The sequence below is a fragment of the Bacillus sp. AR13-1 genome (assembly GCF_008042285.1).
Taxonomy (GTDB): domain Bacteria; phylum Bacillota; class Bacilli; order Bacillales; family Bacillaceae_G; genus Bacillus_A; species Bacillus_A mycoides.
Map to the genome: position 1 here is coordinate 94,801 of NZ_QNUA01000025.1, position 16,933 is coordinate 111,733.

Below are 16,933 nucleotides of genomic sequence, written 5' to 3' on the forward strand. Positions count from 1 at the left end.
AGCACCGATCCAAATGGATCGGTGCTTTTTACATTACATTTTTTTAGTCTTTAATAAAGAAGCACCAGCAATTTCAGGATGCGTCATTTCGTATGGATCCAAAATAATATCAAGCTCTTCTGCTGTAAGTACACCATGTTCTAAACATAGCTCCCTAACAGATTTTCCTGTCGCAATTGCTTCACGTGCAATGCGAGAAGCTGCTTCATAACCAATATGAGGATTCACTGCTGTAATAACTCCAACACTTTTTTCAACATATTGCTTAAGCAACTCTTCATTCGCTGTAATTCCCTTTATACAGTATTCACGGAATACACGGAAACCGTTATTCATAATACTGATGGATTGAATTAAATTAAATACTAATACCGGCTCCATTACATTTAACTCTAATTGTCCAGCTTCTGACGCTAAGCAAATTGTATGGTCATTTCCAATTACTTGGAAAGCAACTTGGTTAATTACTTCTGCCATAACTGGATTTACTTTCCCCGGCATAATAGATGAACCTGGTTGACGAGCTGGTAATTGAATTTCCGCCAACCCAACACGTGGACCAGACGCCATAATACGAAGGTCATTTGCAATTTTAGACATATTCATCATACATACTTTTAGTGCTGCAGATACTTCTGTATATGCATCTGTGTTTTGCGTCGCATCAACTAAGTGCTCTGCACCAACAAGAGGGAAACCACTAAAAGTTCGTAAATGCTTCACAACTTGTTCTATATAAGTAGGGTTTGCATTTAATCCCGTACCGACAGCTGTCGCACCCATATTAACTTCGTATAAATGTTGACGAGACTGTTTAATTCTTTTTATATCACGCTCTAGCACTCTGCTATATGCTTCAAATTCTTGTCCAAGGCGAATTGGAACTGCATCTTGCAAATGCGTACGCCCCATTTTAATAACGTGATCGAACTCTTTTGCTTTATCATGAAAAGCAGAGTGAAGTTCTTCCATTGTAACAAGAAGTTCTTCCAGCATCATAAGAGTTGCTATATGAATCCCAGTTGGAAACGCATCATTTGTTGATTGGGCCATGTTCACATGAGTGTTTGGGCTAATTTTCGCATATTCACCTTTTTCGTATCCCATACGTTCTAGCGCTCTATTAGCAATTACTTCATTAGTATTCATATTAATTGAAGTACCTGCTCCGCCTTGAATCGGGTCTACGATAAATTGATCATGGAACTTTCCATCAACAATCTCTTGTGCCGCTTCTGCAATTTCTTGTCCGATATCTTTAGCTAAGTAACCTGTATCTATATTCGCAAGCGCTGCCGCTTTTTTTACAATTGCCATTGCCGTAATGAGTGACGGATGAATGCGGTATCCTGTAATAGGAAAGTTTTCTACGGCACGTAATGTTTGTACACCATAATAAGCTACACTCGGTACTTCCTTTTCACCTAAAAAATCTTTTTCTATACGTATATCCTTCGTTGCTATCATTTTTCATCACCTATACTTTTCATTCTAAATCCTTATCTAAAGAATTCGCCCTATAAAATACGAGTATCATTAAATGAATTCTTCAGTATCCACTTTCACTATATAGCACCTTTTTTGAAAGCGCAAACATTTATTTTTCTATATATACTTTTTATTAAAGTTTATATAATAGAAAATCCATTCACTCTTCTACTTTCTTTATTTCAACTCGCTTAATTTGATGCATATCCTTTTCAAGAACTTTAAAAGAAAAGCCGTGTTTCTCAATAATATCCCCCTCAGCAACGATCTGTTTTTGTACCATAATCCAACCACCAATTGTATCAACATCATCAGCGACCAAATGTATGCCAAATAAATCATTTACTTCGCTAATAAGCACTTTCCCCTCTACAATTTTACACACTTCACTTATATGTTCTATAGGTGGATGCTCATCTTCATCGTATTCATCTCGGATTTCTCCAACAATTTCTTCTAAAATATCTTCTAGTGTAACGATCCCCGCTGTACCACCATATTCATCATATAATACAGCTAATGGAATTCGTTTTCTTTGCATTTGTAATAGCAAATCATGAATAGGGATATTTTCTAACACTTCAATAACTGGCCTTGTATATGGCGTAATCGAGCACCCCTCTTCTCGATCACCATCCATATAACGAATAAATAAATCCTTTACATTAACCATCCCAATAATTTCATCTTTATCTTCACCAAATACGGGATATCTCGTGTACTTTTCTTGTGCGATTATTTTAATATGTGTTTCAAATGGTTCGTCCTCATATAAACCTACAACTTCCGTACGAGGTACCATAATTTCCTTTGCGACTCTATTATCGAATTCAAAAATATTATTTACATATTTAAATTCCCTTTGATTAATCTCTCCACTCTCATAACTCTCAGATAAGATTAATCGTAATTCTTCCTCCGAATGAGCTACTTCATGTTCAGAAGCCGGATGTAATCCGAATAACCCTGTTACAAGCCTTGCAGAACCATTTAAAGCCCAAATAAACGGATACATTACTCGGTAAAAGTAAATAATTGGCTTCGATAATAATAAGCTAACTTGCTCTGCCCTTTGTATAGCGAGCGTCTTCGGAGCAAGTTCACCAATGACAACATGTAAAAACGTAATAACTGCAAAGGCAATAATAAATGAAACTGTACTTGCAATTGCAGGAGATAGGTGTAGTTTTAAAAACAACGGCTCGAGTATATGTTTTATAGTGGGCTCTCCTAACCACCCAAGCCCTAAAGCAGTAATTGTAATACCTAACTGACATGCTGATAAATACTCATCTAAATTCGAAGTTACTTTTTTAGCTGCCAATGCTCCTCGTCGTTTTTCACTAACGAGTTGATCAATACGACTGCTACGCACCTTAATAATTGCAAACTCAACAGCCACAAAAAATGCTGTTAACGCAATAAGGATGGCTACCATCAGTAATTTTAAAATATCCACATATGTCCTTTAGCTTTCTTAGCTAAAGTTACACCTCCTTTAAAAAAGAAGTTTCACTTTAGTTTCTTCATTTATTTGAAAGCAACCCTATATAAAATTCACCAATTTCAAGCCTCATACAATTCTAAAGGCAAGCCATCAGGATCTTGGAAAAAGACAAATTTTTTATCCGTAATTTCATCCATACGTATCGCTTCAGTCTCCACACCGCATTGTTTTAAATGGTTTACAGCTTCTTCTATATTTGTAACAGCAAATGCTAAATGTCTAAGTCCAGCTGCTTCTGGAAAACTTGGGCGCTCAGGTGGACTAGGAAATGAAAATAATTCAATTTGATACTCTTCCCCTACACATAAATCTAACTTATAAGAATCTCGTTCTTTTCTATATACTTCATTTATCGCTTTAAAACCTAATATCCGAGTATAAAAATCCTTTGACAGTTCATAATTCGAACAAATAATTGCAACGTGGTGCACTCTACATATATTCATGCTCTCTCTATTCCTTTCTTTACCAAAGATGCATATTCTCCCTTGAAATGAAAAACATATATAGCAGAATATCTCTTTTAGGGGGCTTACTATGAAATTTATTACTTTTTTCGCGGGACTTATCGTTGTTTTCTTCCTTGCTTATATTGCTAGCAACAATAAGAAACATATTAAATTTAAACCAATTTTTATCATGCTTATTATACAATTAATTTTAACCTATTTATTATTAAATACAGAAATTGGTCTCATACTTATTACGGTAATTTCTAGCCTGTTTACGAGGCTACTTGAGTATGCTGCCAGTGGTATAAACTTTGTATTTGGCGGTCTTGCAAATAAAGGGGAAATGCCATTTTTCCTTAACGTATTATTACCGATTGTCTTTATCTCCGTCTTAATTGGTATATTACAACATTTCAAAATACTACCATTCTTTATTCGTTGGATTGGTTTCTTTCTTAGTAAAATAAACGGTCTTGGGAAATTAGAATCTTACAACGCCATCGCTTCCGCTATTGTCGGCCAATCAGAAGTTTTTATTACGGTTAAAAAACAATTAGCCCAAATTCCAAAACATCGACTATATACACTTTGCGCCTCTGCTATGTCAACAGTATCTATGTCCATTGTCGGTGCCTATATGACAATGATTGAACCAAAATATGTAGTAACCGCACTCGTTCTCAATTTATTTAGTGGTTTTATTATCGTACTCATTATTAACCCTTACGACGTTAACGATGATGAAGACATTTTGGTAATAAAAGGGGGAAAACAAAGTTTCTTTGAAATGCTTGGAGAATACATTCTTGATGGTTTTCGTGTAGCAATTGTCGTCGGTGCTATGCTCATTGGATTCGTCGCATTAATGAGTTGCATTAATGACCTATTCCTCATTATATTCGGCATTACTTTCCAACAATTAATAGGCTATGTATTCGCCCCTATTGCATTTCTTATCGGCGTACCAAGTTCTGAAATTGTCACAGCGGGTAGCATTATGGCAACAAAGCTTGTAACAAATGAATTTGTAGCAATGATGGATCTTAGTAAAATTTCCAGCACTCTCTCTATCCGTACAGTTGGTATTATTTCTGTCTTCCTCGTTTCTTTTGCCAACTTTTCTTCCATTGGAATTATTTCCGGTGCGGTAAAAGGGTTAAACGAAGAACAAGGAAATGTTGTTGCCCGCTTCGGCCTAAAATTACTATACGGCGCTACTCTTGTTAGTATTTTATCTGCGATTATTGTAAGTATTATGCTTTAATTAGGTAAAATTTTATCATTTTCTTATCCCTGTCTTTTGTATACAATAACGAATAGATGTCTTATAAATAATCAATACATCTATTTTTTATACATGTACAATACCTTTTATTTAGCGTAAAATATTTTTTATGTGTTTTAATACGCTTCTAAATGTATACACTTTGATTGTTTTAAAGGAGAAAAAATGATGAAATCCGACATTAACAACGAAACTCGAGCCAAAAAAGGACGCTCAAAGAAAAAGCGCCTACTTTGGTTCATTCTTATTCCCTTACTTATTGTAGCAATGGGAGCAGGAGGCTATTCCTTCCATATATACAGTAAAGCAAAATCCGTCTTAAGCAACGCTTATTCTGAACTCGGCCGAGGAGATAAATCCAGCAAACGTGAAAAAGCTGTTAAACCTATGACTGATAATATTTCTGTCCTGATCATGGGTGTTGATGAAAGTGATATCAGGGAAAAAGGTTACGGAAAAGCGACTCGTACAGATGCATTACTACTTGCAACAATTAATAAAAATGATAAATCTGTTAAACTAGTCAGCATTCCACGTGATTCACGCGTCTTCATTAAATCACGTGATAAATATGATAAAATTACACATGCACATGTATTTGGTGGTGTAGACAGCACAATTGATACAGTAGAAAAATTTTTAGATGTACCAGTTGATTACTATGTAAAATTTAATTTCAAATCCTTTATCAAGATTGTTGATTCTCTAGGTGGTATAACTGTCGACGTTCCAGTTGAGTTCACAGAACAAAATAGTAGCGACGAAGCAGATGCAATTCACCTAAAAAAAGGGCGTCAACATTTAAATGGAGAAGAAGCACTTGCACTAGCTAGAACGCGTCATATTGATAGTGATTATATGCGTGGTCAACGACAACAACTTGTTTTAGAGGCTATTGCTGAAAAAGCCCTATCTCTCAATTCCATTAATAAAATCGGAAGCCTATTAGATGCTGTCGATACAGACTTAAAAACAAATTTAACTTTTGATGATATGATGACTATTGCAAAAAATTCAATGGATTCAAATTTAAAAATGGATAAATTGCAAGTGGAAGGTACTGATAAATATATAGGTGGTATTTATTATTACGTTCCAAACGAAAAGAGTGTTAATGATATATCGACAACACTTCAAGAACATCTCGGTGTTACGAATAAAAATGAGCATAAAAAATTATAATAAAAAGGCTTTTTCTAAGCAGCCTTTTTATTATAATTTTCAACATATTTCTCATGCATATTGTGACAAAAAGAGACAATTATTACACAAGAACATCTCGGTGTTACGAATAAAAATGAGCATAAAAAATTATAATAAAAAGGCTGCTAGATTTTTCTAAGCAGCCTTTTTATTATAATTTTCAACATATTTCTCATGCATATTGTGACAAAAAGAGACAATTATTACAGCAGTGTAACATTTTTTATGAAAACATTACACACATAGTGAAAATAATAGTATACTAGGACGTACATAATGTTATTTTCATCATTTTTATACAAAAAATGTAATACATATATTTATAAAAATTTTTCTGGGGGGAAATAAATGAAGCTAAGCAAAATACTGATTGGTTCCGCTATTGCTGGTGGCATATTACTTTGTGTTGGTGGTATTGGTGGATATCAATATGTATCCAAATTAAATAATCAACTAAATACAACTGCACTACCAAACACTACATTTGAAGGTATTTCTCTTGATGGAAAAAATAAAGCAGATATTCAAGCCCTTGTTAATCAAAAGATGAATGAATTAAATCAAAAATCTCTTAACTACGTATTCCAAAATGATAAGCAAAATTACACGTGGAAAGATTTAGGAGTAGATTATAAAGAGAAGGATATTGTCGACAATATCTTTAAAGAACAAGAAGGGAACGTAATGAATCGTTACAACATGCGTAAGCAAGCTGAAAACGGTGAAGTAAAACGTGACTATAAATTAACACCACAATTAAATACAACAACTTATGAAACCTTTATAAAGGATAAATATAATGAAACATTAAAAAATCCTGTCAACGCCGAATTAAGTGTTGAAGGCTCTACAGTAAATATTAGCCAAAGTCAAAATGGAGAAAAAATTGATAAAGGAAAATTAACCGATTTAACAAGCGCAGCTATTACTTCTGGCGCACCCGATGTTGTATTACCAGTTACACTAATAAAACCTGAACGTTCTACAGAAGATATACAACAAATGGGGATTAAAGAAGTGATTGCTGAATATTCTACCCCAATGGCTGGCCGTAATGGAAATCAATCCTATAACGTAAATAAGTCAGCTAATACGTTAAGTGGAGTTATTGTAGCACCTGATGAAACGTTTAGTTTTAATGGCCGTGTTGGCGTAACTGATGCTGCACATGGTTATAAATCCGCAGCAGTATATTCACAAGGTAAAGTTATACAAAGTGCAGGCGGAGGCGTTTGCCAAGTAAGTAGTACTTTATACAGCGCAGCTTTAAGGGCAGATTTAGGAATTGTTTCTCGAAGCAATCATTCTATGCCCGTAAATTATTTACCACTTGGGCAGGATGCAGCAGTGGCAGATTATGGTCCGGATTTAAAATTTAAAAACAATACAGGTAAGCATATTTACATTCAAGCATTTTCAAATGGCGGTAGTATTACTACACGTATTTTCGGTACAAATACTGGTAAAAATGTTGAAGTTTCTTCTCAAGTAATTAGTAATACTGGTGATAAAATAACAGCGGTTACGTATAAAAAAGTAACACAAAACGGTGAAGTACTCTCAAATGGACAAATTTCAAAAAGCGTATATAAAAGTGCCCCAAAACAATGAGATAATATCAAACGGACAAATTTCAAAAAGCGTATACAAAAAGGCGTGATCTACTCACGCCTTTTTCTTTTGCAATAATAGTAAAAAAATTTCCAGATGATCTTTCGTTTCTTCTAAAGACCACACACGATTGCCTTGCTTCGCAGCTAATACGCACGCTTCTTCCCACGCGTTCTTTTTCTTCATATTTACTAATTCATCGCGTAATTTCAAAACAATCTCTTCGTCCTCTTGCTCTATAAACTCTTCCATTACGCTTACTATTTCATCCTCATGAATACTTAACGTACAGTACGATTTAAGAAAGTATTGTAATGTTGGATACATATATACTCCCCCCTTTATTTATCTGATGGATAAGAAGTAATAATCTTAAATCCTAGATTTCCTGATTTATCTCTCGCTAAAACAGTAACAGTCTTTACTAGTTTGTCTTTTACATTCATATTTTTCTTTATTACTGTTTTTCCAACTGGGAATGAATGAGTTGTATTCAATACAAGACGAGCCTCTTTAGAGTTTTTCAACCAATCCTGAATTTCTTTATCATGTTGTTTTAAACTATCTTTCACAGCCTTTGTCGCTGTTTCCTTATCATAGTATGTACTTGCCGCTGAAACTTTATCTGTCTTCAAACGATTCTTCAAATCCTCTTCTGATTTGCCTACATGCCTTTCAATCGTATGACCATTTTTAGGTGGCCCTTCCATTTCATCTAAAATATTATCACTAATTTTTTCTACTGATGTAGAATGATCCTCTTTTGGTTTTTCTGTTTTTTGTTCTTTTCCTGCACATCCACTTAAAATCAGCATTAGTGCCAATAAACTACTCAAGAAAAGACTACTTAATCGTTTCATCGTATCACCTCTTCCATGATTATTATCGTAACTCCACTAAAAGTCAATTTCACAAAGAAAAAATGTATACAGTTTTAAAATCCTCATTCATTTTGCTATATTTTCCACCCCCCTTTCATCAAATCACTGTTTTTCGCCCTTTTTAAAATATACCCCCATGTTTTTATAATTATTTCCCAGATGAAAACACCAATCAAAACACTCCATAAACCCTTTAAATACAGGATTTATGGAGTGTTTTTTAAACAAACTAAATATACCCCTACTTTCATATACCTAATACCTATATAAGGTATACAAATCGCTTTCTATCAACTGTTTTCTACATTATGTAAATTTGCACTTGCCTATACAATGTAAATATGGTGTAATGCAAAAAAAGATAAAGGATTTTAAAGAATGGCTGAAACAATTCAAAACTTCTTAACAGACTATTATTCAATCGCAATTCCACTTAGTATCTTAATCAACATCATCATCAGTCTTTTAGGTTTTATCCCTAGTATTTTTTTGACCGCCATTAATATACAGCTCTTCGGTGTAACAAATGGCACAATCATTTCGATCGCAGGTGAGGCATTAGGCGCTATTATCTCGTTTTATATTTATCGTATAGGCCTTCAAAAGTTCACTCACGATAAAGTAAATACGTATCCAAAGGTAGAGCGCCTTCTTTACGTAGAAGGCAGAGAGGCATTTCTACTCGTCCTATCTTTTCGTTTTATTCCTTTCATTCCGTCCAGTATCGTTACTTTATTTGCAGCTCTAGGCAAAATGTCATTACTCTCTTTCAGTATTGCCAGCACAATAGGGAAAATACCGGCTTTATTGATTGAAGTATATTCTGCATATCATGTCATTAACGGAACAAATGAAGCGAAATGGATTATTACAATCGCAGGTTGTGTTGGATTATTTTATTTGTGGAAAAAATGGAGAAAAAAATAAAGAAGGAGCATAGGCTCCTTCTTTATTTTTGAGGTATTTTATTAATAACTATCCCTTAAAGCCTTAGTTTACACCAACAGCACTAAATGATTGCTTAACTGCTGCTACTTCTGCAGAGCTAGCACCATATAAATCAGCTGCAGCTTGTACTGCACCAGCACGAGCTTGACTAAATGTAGTAGATTGCGTGAAATACTGTGTATTTGCACGGTAGTAAATCGCACCTAATTTATCTTTACCGATACCAGTTACAGTTACACCAGAATGCGTACCACCATTTGCTAATAAATAAGCTTGTTTGTTAATAATACCACTGTTTGTATGAACGCCACCGTTATCACTTGAACCAGTGTAACGCTTAGAATAATGGTCTGGGTCACCATATTTCGCTGGATCACTCATAGAACGAAGTGCATCTCCCGCCTGACCAGGTGTATAAATATCTTCACCAATCTCCCAATCTGGGTTACGGTTATCATAGAATTCTACTAAAGTACCAAAAATATCAGAAATTGCTTCATTTAACGCTCCTGATTCATTTTGATAAATTAAATCCGAGCTATTTTCCGTAACAGCATGTGTTAATTCATGGCCAATTACATCAATGCCACCAGATAATGAAGTGAATGTTACACCATCACCATCTCCGTATACCATTTGTGAGCCGTTCCAGAATGCATTATTATACTTACTTCCGTAATGAACTGTTGATTTTAATGGTGCTCCTGCATCATTAATAGAGTTTCTGTTAAATGTAGCTTTATAGTAATCATATGTTTTACCTGCATAGTAATGAGCATCTACTGCCGCTGCATCATACGCTGCATTGAAAACATTATCTGCATCTGCCCATAATGTTCCTGGTAATGTTGAGCGGTTTTTCGCATCATATGTGAAAATTGTTGCTCCGCGCGTATTATCTTGTAAATAGTAAGACGATCCAGATAACGTTGTATTAAGCGATTTCGTATCTCCTAATACACCTTTACCAGTTCCAACTTTATTCGTCCCTGTTACAGGCTTTACAACCGCTTTCGCTTCCTGTTTAGGAGCATCTTGTTTAACTGGGGACTTATCATCATTTGTTACATGATCAATTGTATTAAACTTATTTAATACTTTACCGCTTTCCGCCTCAATGAAATAGTAGTAATTTCCTGGGCTTGGATCTAAGAAGTTTAAATTCACAACATATGCATATGTCGTTTCTTCACCGTTTTGATATACATATAAGTCCGCTTTTGGTTCTACCTCATATTTAGGTGTTACTCCTAAATCTTGCTGCGCGATTTCAATTGCTTTTGCGCCTTCAATCTTATTTTTGTTTTTTAACTTTTCCTTTTTGTCTAAATCAGGCGCAACTGTTCCAGACAATACCTTTAAAGAACCATCTTTACTTACGTGAGCTACTTGAGTAGATCCCCATACAGGTACTCCCTCGTAAACTTGTTGCATACGTACTACTGTTGAATCAGTTACAGCGTCTTTTTTCACTTGTTTCACTTTGAAAGAATCTTGCGCACTCTTTTCCCCTAACTTATAATCACCTTTTGCCGCGTTTAAGTAATCAAACACAACAGATTCCGCTTTCTTACCAGTCGCTCCAGTTAGATCACCAGAAATAAACTCAGGTGACTGTACCGTCTCATTGTACTTCTTAGTAGAGAGTACATTTTTAGAATCCGCAAATGCAGAGCCTGTCCCTCCGAACGTAGTAACTGCCATTCCTGCCGCTAACACTAACGCTAAACTCTTCTTTTTCATCTAACATTCCCCCTAATAAAAAATTTTTGAAAAAGAGTAGTTTCATATTATCATTATGTTTCCACTATTAATATACTAAAAATTCAAATAATTGTTTTCTCAAGTTTTGTAGAATTTTCGGGAGCAAATATTGAGAAACCCCTTTCCGTTTGGAAAGGGGTTTTTTGGTTATGAATTAATTTGTTGAACCGTTTTAGCTTGTTGACCAACGATATCAGGTTTACTACTATACTGATGTATTCCTCCAGCAACTGTAAGAGTTACTATAAACGCCAATACTCCAAATACCATCTTTTTCATTTTCACTCCTCCTTATTATCATTCATCAAATCAATAACTAACCTATAATATCGATTACTTTCCTCAAATCTCGATAAACTAGCGAAATGTTCTGCGAGTTCAACGTATACTTTCTTTAATTCTATTTTATTTCCCGCAGATTTATACAAAGGAATAGCCTCATTTTCCAAAAATACTTTATAATCTTTTGCTTCTTCAAAATGTTTATATCTAAGAATTAAAAGCAAATATAACTTTGCATTAAATCTCTCTTCTTGTTTTGCTGCAACAATTCCCTTATCAATCCATTCCTTTGCCTCTTCTAATTCTTCTAATTTAATGCATACTAATGCCAGTTCATATATTGTATCTAGATAGTTTAAATCTACTTGTTTTTGAAGTTGCAGACTATCCAAATAATATTTCTTCGCCTGCTGATATTTGCTTTTTTTATAATATATACTTCCCATATTGCTTAAAGTAATAGCTAAAAGTACATCCTTATCCGCAAAAGATGTGGCCTCCCTCAATATACTCTCATACATTCTTAAGGCCTCTTCATACTGACCTTTTTCTGTGTAACTTACTGCAATAAGTATCTGGCAATTAATTATATTTCTAAACTTATATTCACTACGAAATCCTTCTAATGCTATATTCACAAAATGAATTGCAAGGTGATGGATATCTAAATGAGTATATGCAAGCGCTATATTATAGTACATACCCGTTTCATGATACCCTTGTTCCTTAGCCATTACTTCTGTTTTTAATAAGCAGTCTAGCCCATCCTTCCATCTATACTGCAAACAGTACAATAACCCTCTACTGTACGTATATAATAACTTCTGAAATGGAGAATACTTTTTGTAGACTTTCTTTAATCTCTCTAATTCTTCTTCAAGAGCTGAAATCTCCCTTTTCATAATTAAATAACGTGTATAAAGCAGTTTATAATAATTTATAATTTCAAAATCTACAACATGTTTCATTTCACCTTGTAACTCTTCATATATGCGTTCTACCTGTTGCTTGTCCAAATGAACTAGTGCATTCAACCACTCATCCAACTTCACTTTCACATCTTCTTCTACATCTCTCAAATCCGTCACAGCAATTTCTAGTCTCGTGCAGAGCAATTGTAGAATTTCTTCTGATGCTTCAATCTTTCCATTTTCGATCTTACTTAAGTATGAGACAGAACAAATGCCCTGACATAATTCTTCTTGTGTCATTTTTTGCTGTAGCCGTTTATAAAAAACTTGCTTGCCTATTTTTTCTAATGTTTGTTGCATTGTCCTCCTCCATTCTCATTACCCCCATTACTCTAATAATACATAAAATCCAGAGAAATATAAATTGATAAATGTAAATTTTCTAAAAAATATGCATTATTTCATTTTTTTCTCTCTTGACTTCAATCCTCTATTACTTCTTTGCTACGAAAGGGGGAAAATTGGTATACTATAACCAAATTACGGAGGTGTTTTCGCAATGAATCATTATAAAGACGATAGTTACGCCTTACATACAGATTTATATCAAATCAACATGGCTTATACATATTGGAAAGATGGTATTCATACTCGCCGTTCTGTTTTTGATCTATACTTTCGAAAGCTTCCATTCGAAAACGGCTATGCTGTTTTTGCTGGGCTTGAAAAAATTGTAGAGTACATAGAAAATTTCAGCTTTACCGAAAGTGATATCGCTTATTTAGCAGAGCTGCAATTTGAAGAAGAATTCCTTCATTATTTACAAAATATGAAATTCACTGGGACCATTCGTAGTATGCAAGAAGGTGAAGTTGTATTCAATAACGAGCCTTTATTACGTGTTGATGCACCACTTGGCGAGGCACAAATTATTGAAACTGCCCTTTTAAACATTGTGAATTACCAAACATTAATTGCAACAAAAGCTGCTCGTATGAAGCATGCTGCAAATAACGATGAACTTTTAGAGTTTGGCACAAGACGTGCTCATGAGTTTGATGCTGCCCTTTGGGGAACACGCGCTGCCTTTATTGGTGGTTTCTCATCTACAAGCAACGTTCGTGCTGGAAAACGCTTCGGGATACCTGTAGCCGGCACACATGCTCACTCTTTCGTTCAAGCGTATCGCGATGAATATGTCGCGTTTAAAAAATACGCTGAAACTCATAAAAAATGTGTCTTTCTCGTTGATACATATGACACATTAAAATCTGGTGTTCCAAATGCGATTCGTGTCGCAAAAGAATTTGGAGATCGTATTGATTTCTATGGCATTCGTCTTGATAGTGGCGATATGGCTTATTTGTCTAAAAAGGCAAGAATATTACTAGATGAGGCTGGATTTACAAATACAAAAATTATTGCTTCTAGCGATTTAGATGAATACACCATTTTGCACCTTAAATCTCAAGGAGCAAAAATTGACGTATGGGGTGTTGGAACAAAATTAATTACATCCTTTGAGCAACCAGCATTAGGGGCTGTTTACAAACTAGTTGCGATTGAAGATACTGACGGGAAATTAAATGACACGATTAAAATTTCATCTAACCCTGAAAAGATTACAACTCCAGGGCTTAAACGAATTTATCGTATAGTCAACAGGGTTAATAATCATGCAGAAGGCGATTATATTGCGTTAGATTCTGAAGAGCCCGAAAAAGAAGAACGCTTAAAAATGTTCCACCCTGTTCACACATATATAAGTAAATTCGTGACAAACTTTGAAGCACGTGAACTGCATAAAGACATTTTCGTTAACGGTGAAAGAACATATGAACTCCCAAGTATATTAGATATTCAAAAATATAACGAACAGAGTCTCGCTCTATTTTGGGAAGAATACATGCGAACTTTAAACCCCGAAGAGTATCCTGTCGATTTAAGCCAAGAGTGCTGGGATCATAAAATGAATTATATTCAAACTGTTCGCGAACAAGTTGAAAAAAACATACAAAAATAAACAGAGAAGTTGTCTCCTTCTCTGTTTTTTCAATACTATATGGATATTTGTAAAAAATATATTAAAATAACATGACGAATATTTTTTATTTTTAAAATTTAATATTGCGTTATTCAAAACTAAAATAATATTTGATATTATTTTATTGAGTCAATTTCAATAAAATAACCGATAAAAAAGAGGACGCAATTGCGTCCTCTTTTTTATAAATCTTTCACTCGTAGTACACGCATTGCATTTAATACTGCAATTAACGTCACACCCACATCTGAGAAAACAGCTTCCCACATTGTCGCTATACCAAAAGCACCAAGTAATAAAACTAATCCTTTTACACCTAATGCAAATATAATATTTTGCCATACAATGCTTCTTGTACGTTTTGCAATTTTTACAGCTGTCGCGATTTTTGAAGGCTCATCAGTCATAATAACGATGTCAGCAGCTTCAATTGCTGCATCTGATCCTAAACCGCCCATCGCAATACCAACGTCCGCTCTTGCTAGTACTGGTGTATCATTAATACCATCACCGACGAATGCAATCTTTTCTTTACCGCGTTTTGCTGCATCAATTTTTTCGATTTCTTCTACTTTTTGGTGTGGTAATAATTCGGCATGAACTTCATCTAAACCTAATTCTTTACCAACAGCTTCCCCGACTGATTTTGCATCACCAGTTAACATGACTGTCTTCTTAATACCTAGTTCTTTTAACTTTTGAATTGCTTGTTTTGAATCCTCTTTTACCTCATCAGAGATAACAATATACCCTGCATATTTACCATCTACAGCAACATGAACTAGTGTACCTACTGTATTCGGTTGCTTAAATGTAATGTTTTCTTTGCTCATTAATTTAGCATTACCTGCGAAAATTTCTTTTCCTTGTACTTTTACAACCGTACCATGACCAGAAATTTCACTATAGTCTTCAATAGCATTTTCATCGATTGATTTTCCATATGCATTTCGAATAGATTGTGCAATCGGATGATTTGAATATACTTCTGCAAATGCTGCATATTCTAATAGCTTTTCAGCTGTGATACCTTCACTAGGCTCCATCTTCGTAACTTTAAAGACACCTTTTGTTAATGTTCCTGTTTTATCAAAAACGATATATTTCACATCATTCAATGCTTCTAAATAGTTACTTCCTTTTACTAAGATACCACTTTTAGATGCCCCACCAATACCGCCAAAGAATCCAAGAGGAATCGATACAACGAGCGCACATGGACAAGAGATTACTAAGAACACTAAAGCTCTATAAATCCAATCGGAGAATGTAGCACCCTCTAAAATAAGTGGTGGAATAAATGCCATTATTGCTGCTGTTATAACTACAACAGGAGTATAATAACGTGCAAACTTTGTAATAAAGTTTTCTGTTGGCGCTTTTTTGCTACTTGCATTTTGTACTAAGTCTAAAATTTTCGATACAGTGGATTCACCAAACTCTTTTGTAACTTCGACAATTAATACACCATTTTGGTTTACAAAACCACTTAATACGTCATTACCAACTTCTACTTCCCTCGGTACAGACTCACCTGTTAACGCTGAAGTATCCATCATTGATGTTCCCTCAACTACTTTCCCGTCTAACGGTACTTTTTCACCTGGTTTTACGATAATATACTCACCAATTTGCACATCTTCTGGTGATACTTGTTTCGTTTCGTTTCCAACTTTCACATTCGCATAGTCAGGACGAATATCCATTAATGACGTAATTGATTTTCGAGAACGATTTACTGCAATACTTTGGAACAGTTCCCCTACTTGGTAAAATAGCATAACTGCTACCGCTTCTGGATATTGTTGAATCGCGAAAGCTCCTAAAGTTGCAATTGCCATTAAAAAGTTTTCATCGAACACTTGGCCGCGAGTTATGTTTCTCGCCGCTCTCCAAACGATATCTCCACCTATTAATAAATAAGCAAGGACGAATAATGGAATTGTTATCATTTGCGGTAATCCGGCTAATGCAGCAATTCCTGTCAAAATTCCACCGACTACTAATCGTCCTATCATCTTTTTCACATTTCCATCACCATGATCATGGCCATGGTCGTGTCCTTTTTCCTCTTCACGAACAACTTTTACATCAGGCTCTAACTTTTGAACAACATTTTTTATATTTTGTACAGTTGATTCAAGTTCTCGTTTATTTGCAACTTCTACTCGTAATTTCTTTGATACGAAATCAACAGTCGCTTCTGAAACCGTTGGCATTTCCTTTACCTTATTTTCAATCTTCATTGCACAATTTGCACAATCTAAGCCTTCTAATACAAATACTTCTTTTACTGATTTTGTTTTTTGCTCTTCTTGCACTTTAATATGCGGCTCTAATTTTGTAACAAGTCGCTTCGCTTCCGTAACAACTTGATTTTCTTTATTTTGCGGTGTTTCTAAAAGCATCGTTTTTGTTGCAAAGTTTACGGAACAAGATGTTACCCCTTCTATATTCCCAACACCTTTTTCAATTTTCATTGCACAATTTGCACAATCTAAACCTTCTAGCATAAGTTTCTTTTTCACTAATGCTTCTGCCATCGTTCTCCCTCCTC

The 16,933-nt window shown here is 34.8% G+C and carries 14 protein-coding genes; 5 read left to right on the forward strand and 9 right to left on the reverse strand.

What is annotated here, in order from left to right:
• Window positions 1-33 precede the first annotated feature (33 nt).
• The 3 genes from aspA to gloA2 all read right to left on the reverse strand — a co-directional run bounded on the left by aspA (window position 34) and on the right by gloA2 (window position 3,441).
• Window positions 34-1,467 carry an aspartate ammonia-lyase gene (aspA, locus tag DN408_RS19235; RefSeq protein ID WP_002029742.1) on the reverse strand — a complete coding sequence of 478 codons (1,434 nt, stop codon included), beginning with the start codon at window positions 1,465-1,467 and terminating at the stop codon, window positions 34-36.
• Between the two features lie 181 nt (window positions 1,468-1,648).
• Complete coding sequence (locus DN408_RS19240) at window positions 1,649-2,947, reverse strand: hemolysin family protein (RefSeq protein WP_050000761.1); 1,299 nt, start codon at window positions 2,945-2,947, stop codon at window positions 1,649-1,651.
• Window positions 2,948-3,054: 107 nt separating this feature from the next.
• Window positions 3,055-3,441 (reverse strand): SMU1112c/YaeR family gloxylase I-like metalloprotein, encoded by a 387-nt coding sequence (gene gloA2 / locus DN408_RS19245; protein ID WP_001017670.1) that lies wholly within the window; start codon window positions 3,439-3,441, stop codon window positions 3,055-3,057.
• 91 nt (window positions 3,442-3,532) lie between these two features.
• On the opposite strand from gloA2, the gene DN408_RS19250 reads away from it, so the two are divergent.
• From DN408_RS19250 to DN408_RS19260, 3 genes are all read left to right on the forward strand, one after another.
• Window positions 3,533-4,711 carry a NupC/NupG family nucleoside CNT transporter gene (locus DN408_RS19250; protein WP_033730995.1) on the forward strand — a complete coding sequence of 393 codons (1,179 nt, stop codon included), beginning with the start codon at window positions 3,533-3,535 and terminating at the stop codon, window positions 4,709-4,711.
• Window positions 4,712-4,897: 186 nt separating this feature from the next.
• Window positions 4,898-5,914, forward strand: a complete 1,017-nt coding sequence (locus DN408_RS19255; protein WP_002029713.1) for an LCP family glycopolymer transferase — start codon at window positions 4,898-4,900, stop codon at window positions 5,912-5,914.
• A 369-nt stretch (window positions 5,915-6,283) separates the two neighbouring features.
• Window positions 6,284-7,546, forward strand: coding sequence for a VanW family protein (locus tag DN408_RS19260; RefSeq protein WP_002125159.1), 1,263 nt, complete (start codon window positions 6,284-6,286; stop codon window positions 7,544-7,546).
• A gap of 54 nt (window positions 7,547-7,600) precedes the next feature.
• Here DN408_RS19260 and DN408_RS19265 read toward each other — a convergent pair whose 3' ends face one another.
• Both DN408_RS19265 and DN408_RS19270 read right to left on the reverse strand, forming a co-directional pair.
• Window positions 7,601-7,873 (reverse strand): hypothetical protein, encoded by a 273-nt coding sequence (locus DN408_RS19265; protein WP_002091014.1) that lies wholly within the window; start codon window positions 7,871-7,873, stop codon window positions 7,601-7,603.
• A 14-nt stretch (window positions 7,874-7,887) separates the two neighbouring features.
• Window positions 7,888-8,406: an RNase A-like domain-containing lipoprotein gene (locus DN408_RS19270; protein WP_002125157.1), complete on the reverse strand. Its 519-nt coding sequence runs from the start codon at window positions 8,404-8,406 to the stop codon at window positions 7,888-7,890.
• 399 nt (window positions 8,407-8,805) lie between these two features.
• On the opposite strand from DN408_RS19270, the gene DN408_RS19275 reads away from it, so the two are divergent.
• Window positions 8,806-9,354 carry a TVP38/TMEM64 family protein gene (locus DN408_RS19275; protein WP_002125156.1) on the forward strand — a complete coding sequence of 183 codons (549 nt, stop codon included), beginning with the start codon at window positions 8,806-8,808 and terminating at the stop codon, window positions 9,352-9,354.
• Between the two features lie 63 nt (window positions 9,355-9,417).
• On the opposite strand, the gene DN408_RS19280 is transcribed toward DN408_RS19275, so the two are convergent.
• From DN408_RS19280 to DN408_RS19290, 3 genes are all read right to left on the reverse strand, one after another.
• Window positions 9,418-11,118, reverse strand: a complete 1,701-nt coding sequence (locus DN408_RS19280; RefSeq protein ID WP_078178066.1) for a M4 family metallopeptidase — start codon at window positions 11,116-11,118, stop codon at window positions 9,418-9,420.
• Between the two features lie 168 nt (window positions 11,119-11,286).
• Complete coding sequence (gene nprX / locus DN408_RS19285; protein WP_002174820.1) at window positions 11,287-11,418, reverse strand: quorum-signaling peptide NprX; 132 nt, start codon at window positions 11,416-11,418, stop codon at window positions 11,287-11,289.
• Window positions 11,419-11,420: 2 nt separating this feature from the next.
• Window positions 11,421-12,692: a tetratricopeptide repeat protein gene (locus DN408_RS19290; protein ID WP_147740298.1), complete on the reverse strand. Its 1,272-nt coding sequence runs from the start codon at window positions 12,690-12,692 to the stop codon at window positions 11,421-11,423.
• 199 nt (window positions 12,693-12,891) lie between these two features.
• On the opposite strand from DN408_RS19290, the gene DN408_RS19295 reads away from it, so the two are divergent.
• Entirely contained in the window at window positions 12,892-14,355 is a 1,464-nt protein-coding gene (locus tag DN408_RS19295; RefSeq protein WP_147740299.1) for a nicotinate phosphoribosyltransferase, read from the forward strand.
• A 203-nt stretch (window positions 14,356-14,558) separates the two neighbouring features.
• On the opposite strand, the gene DN408_RS19300 is transcribed toward DN408_RS19295, so the two are convergent.
• A complete protein-coding gene (locus DN408_RS19300; protein WP_147740300.1) occupies window positions 14,559-16,919 on the reverse strand; it encodes a heavy metal translocating P-type ATPase in 2,361 nt (786 codons plus the stop codon).
• Between the last annotated feature and the right edge of the window lie 14 nt (window positions 16,920-16,933).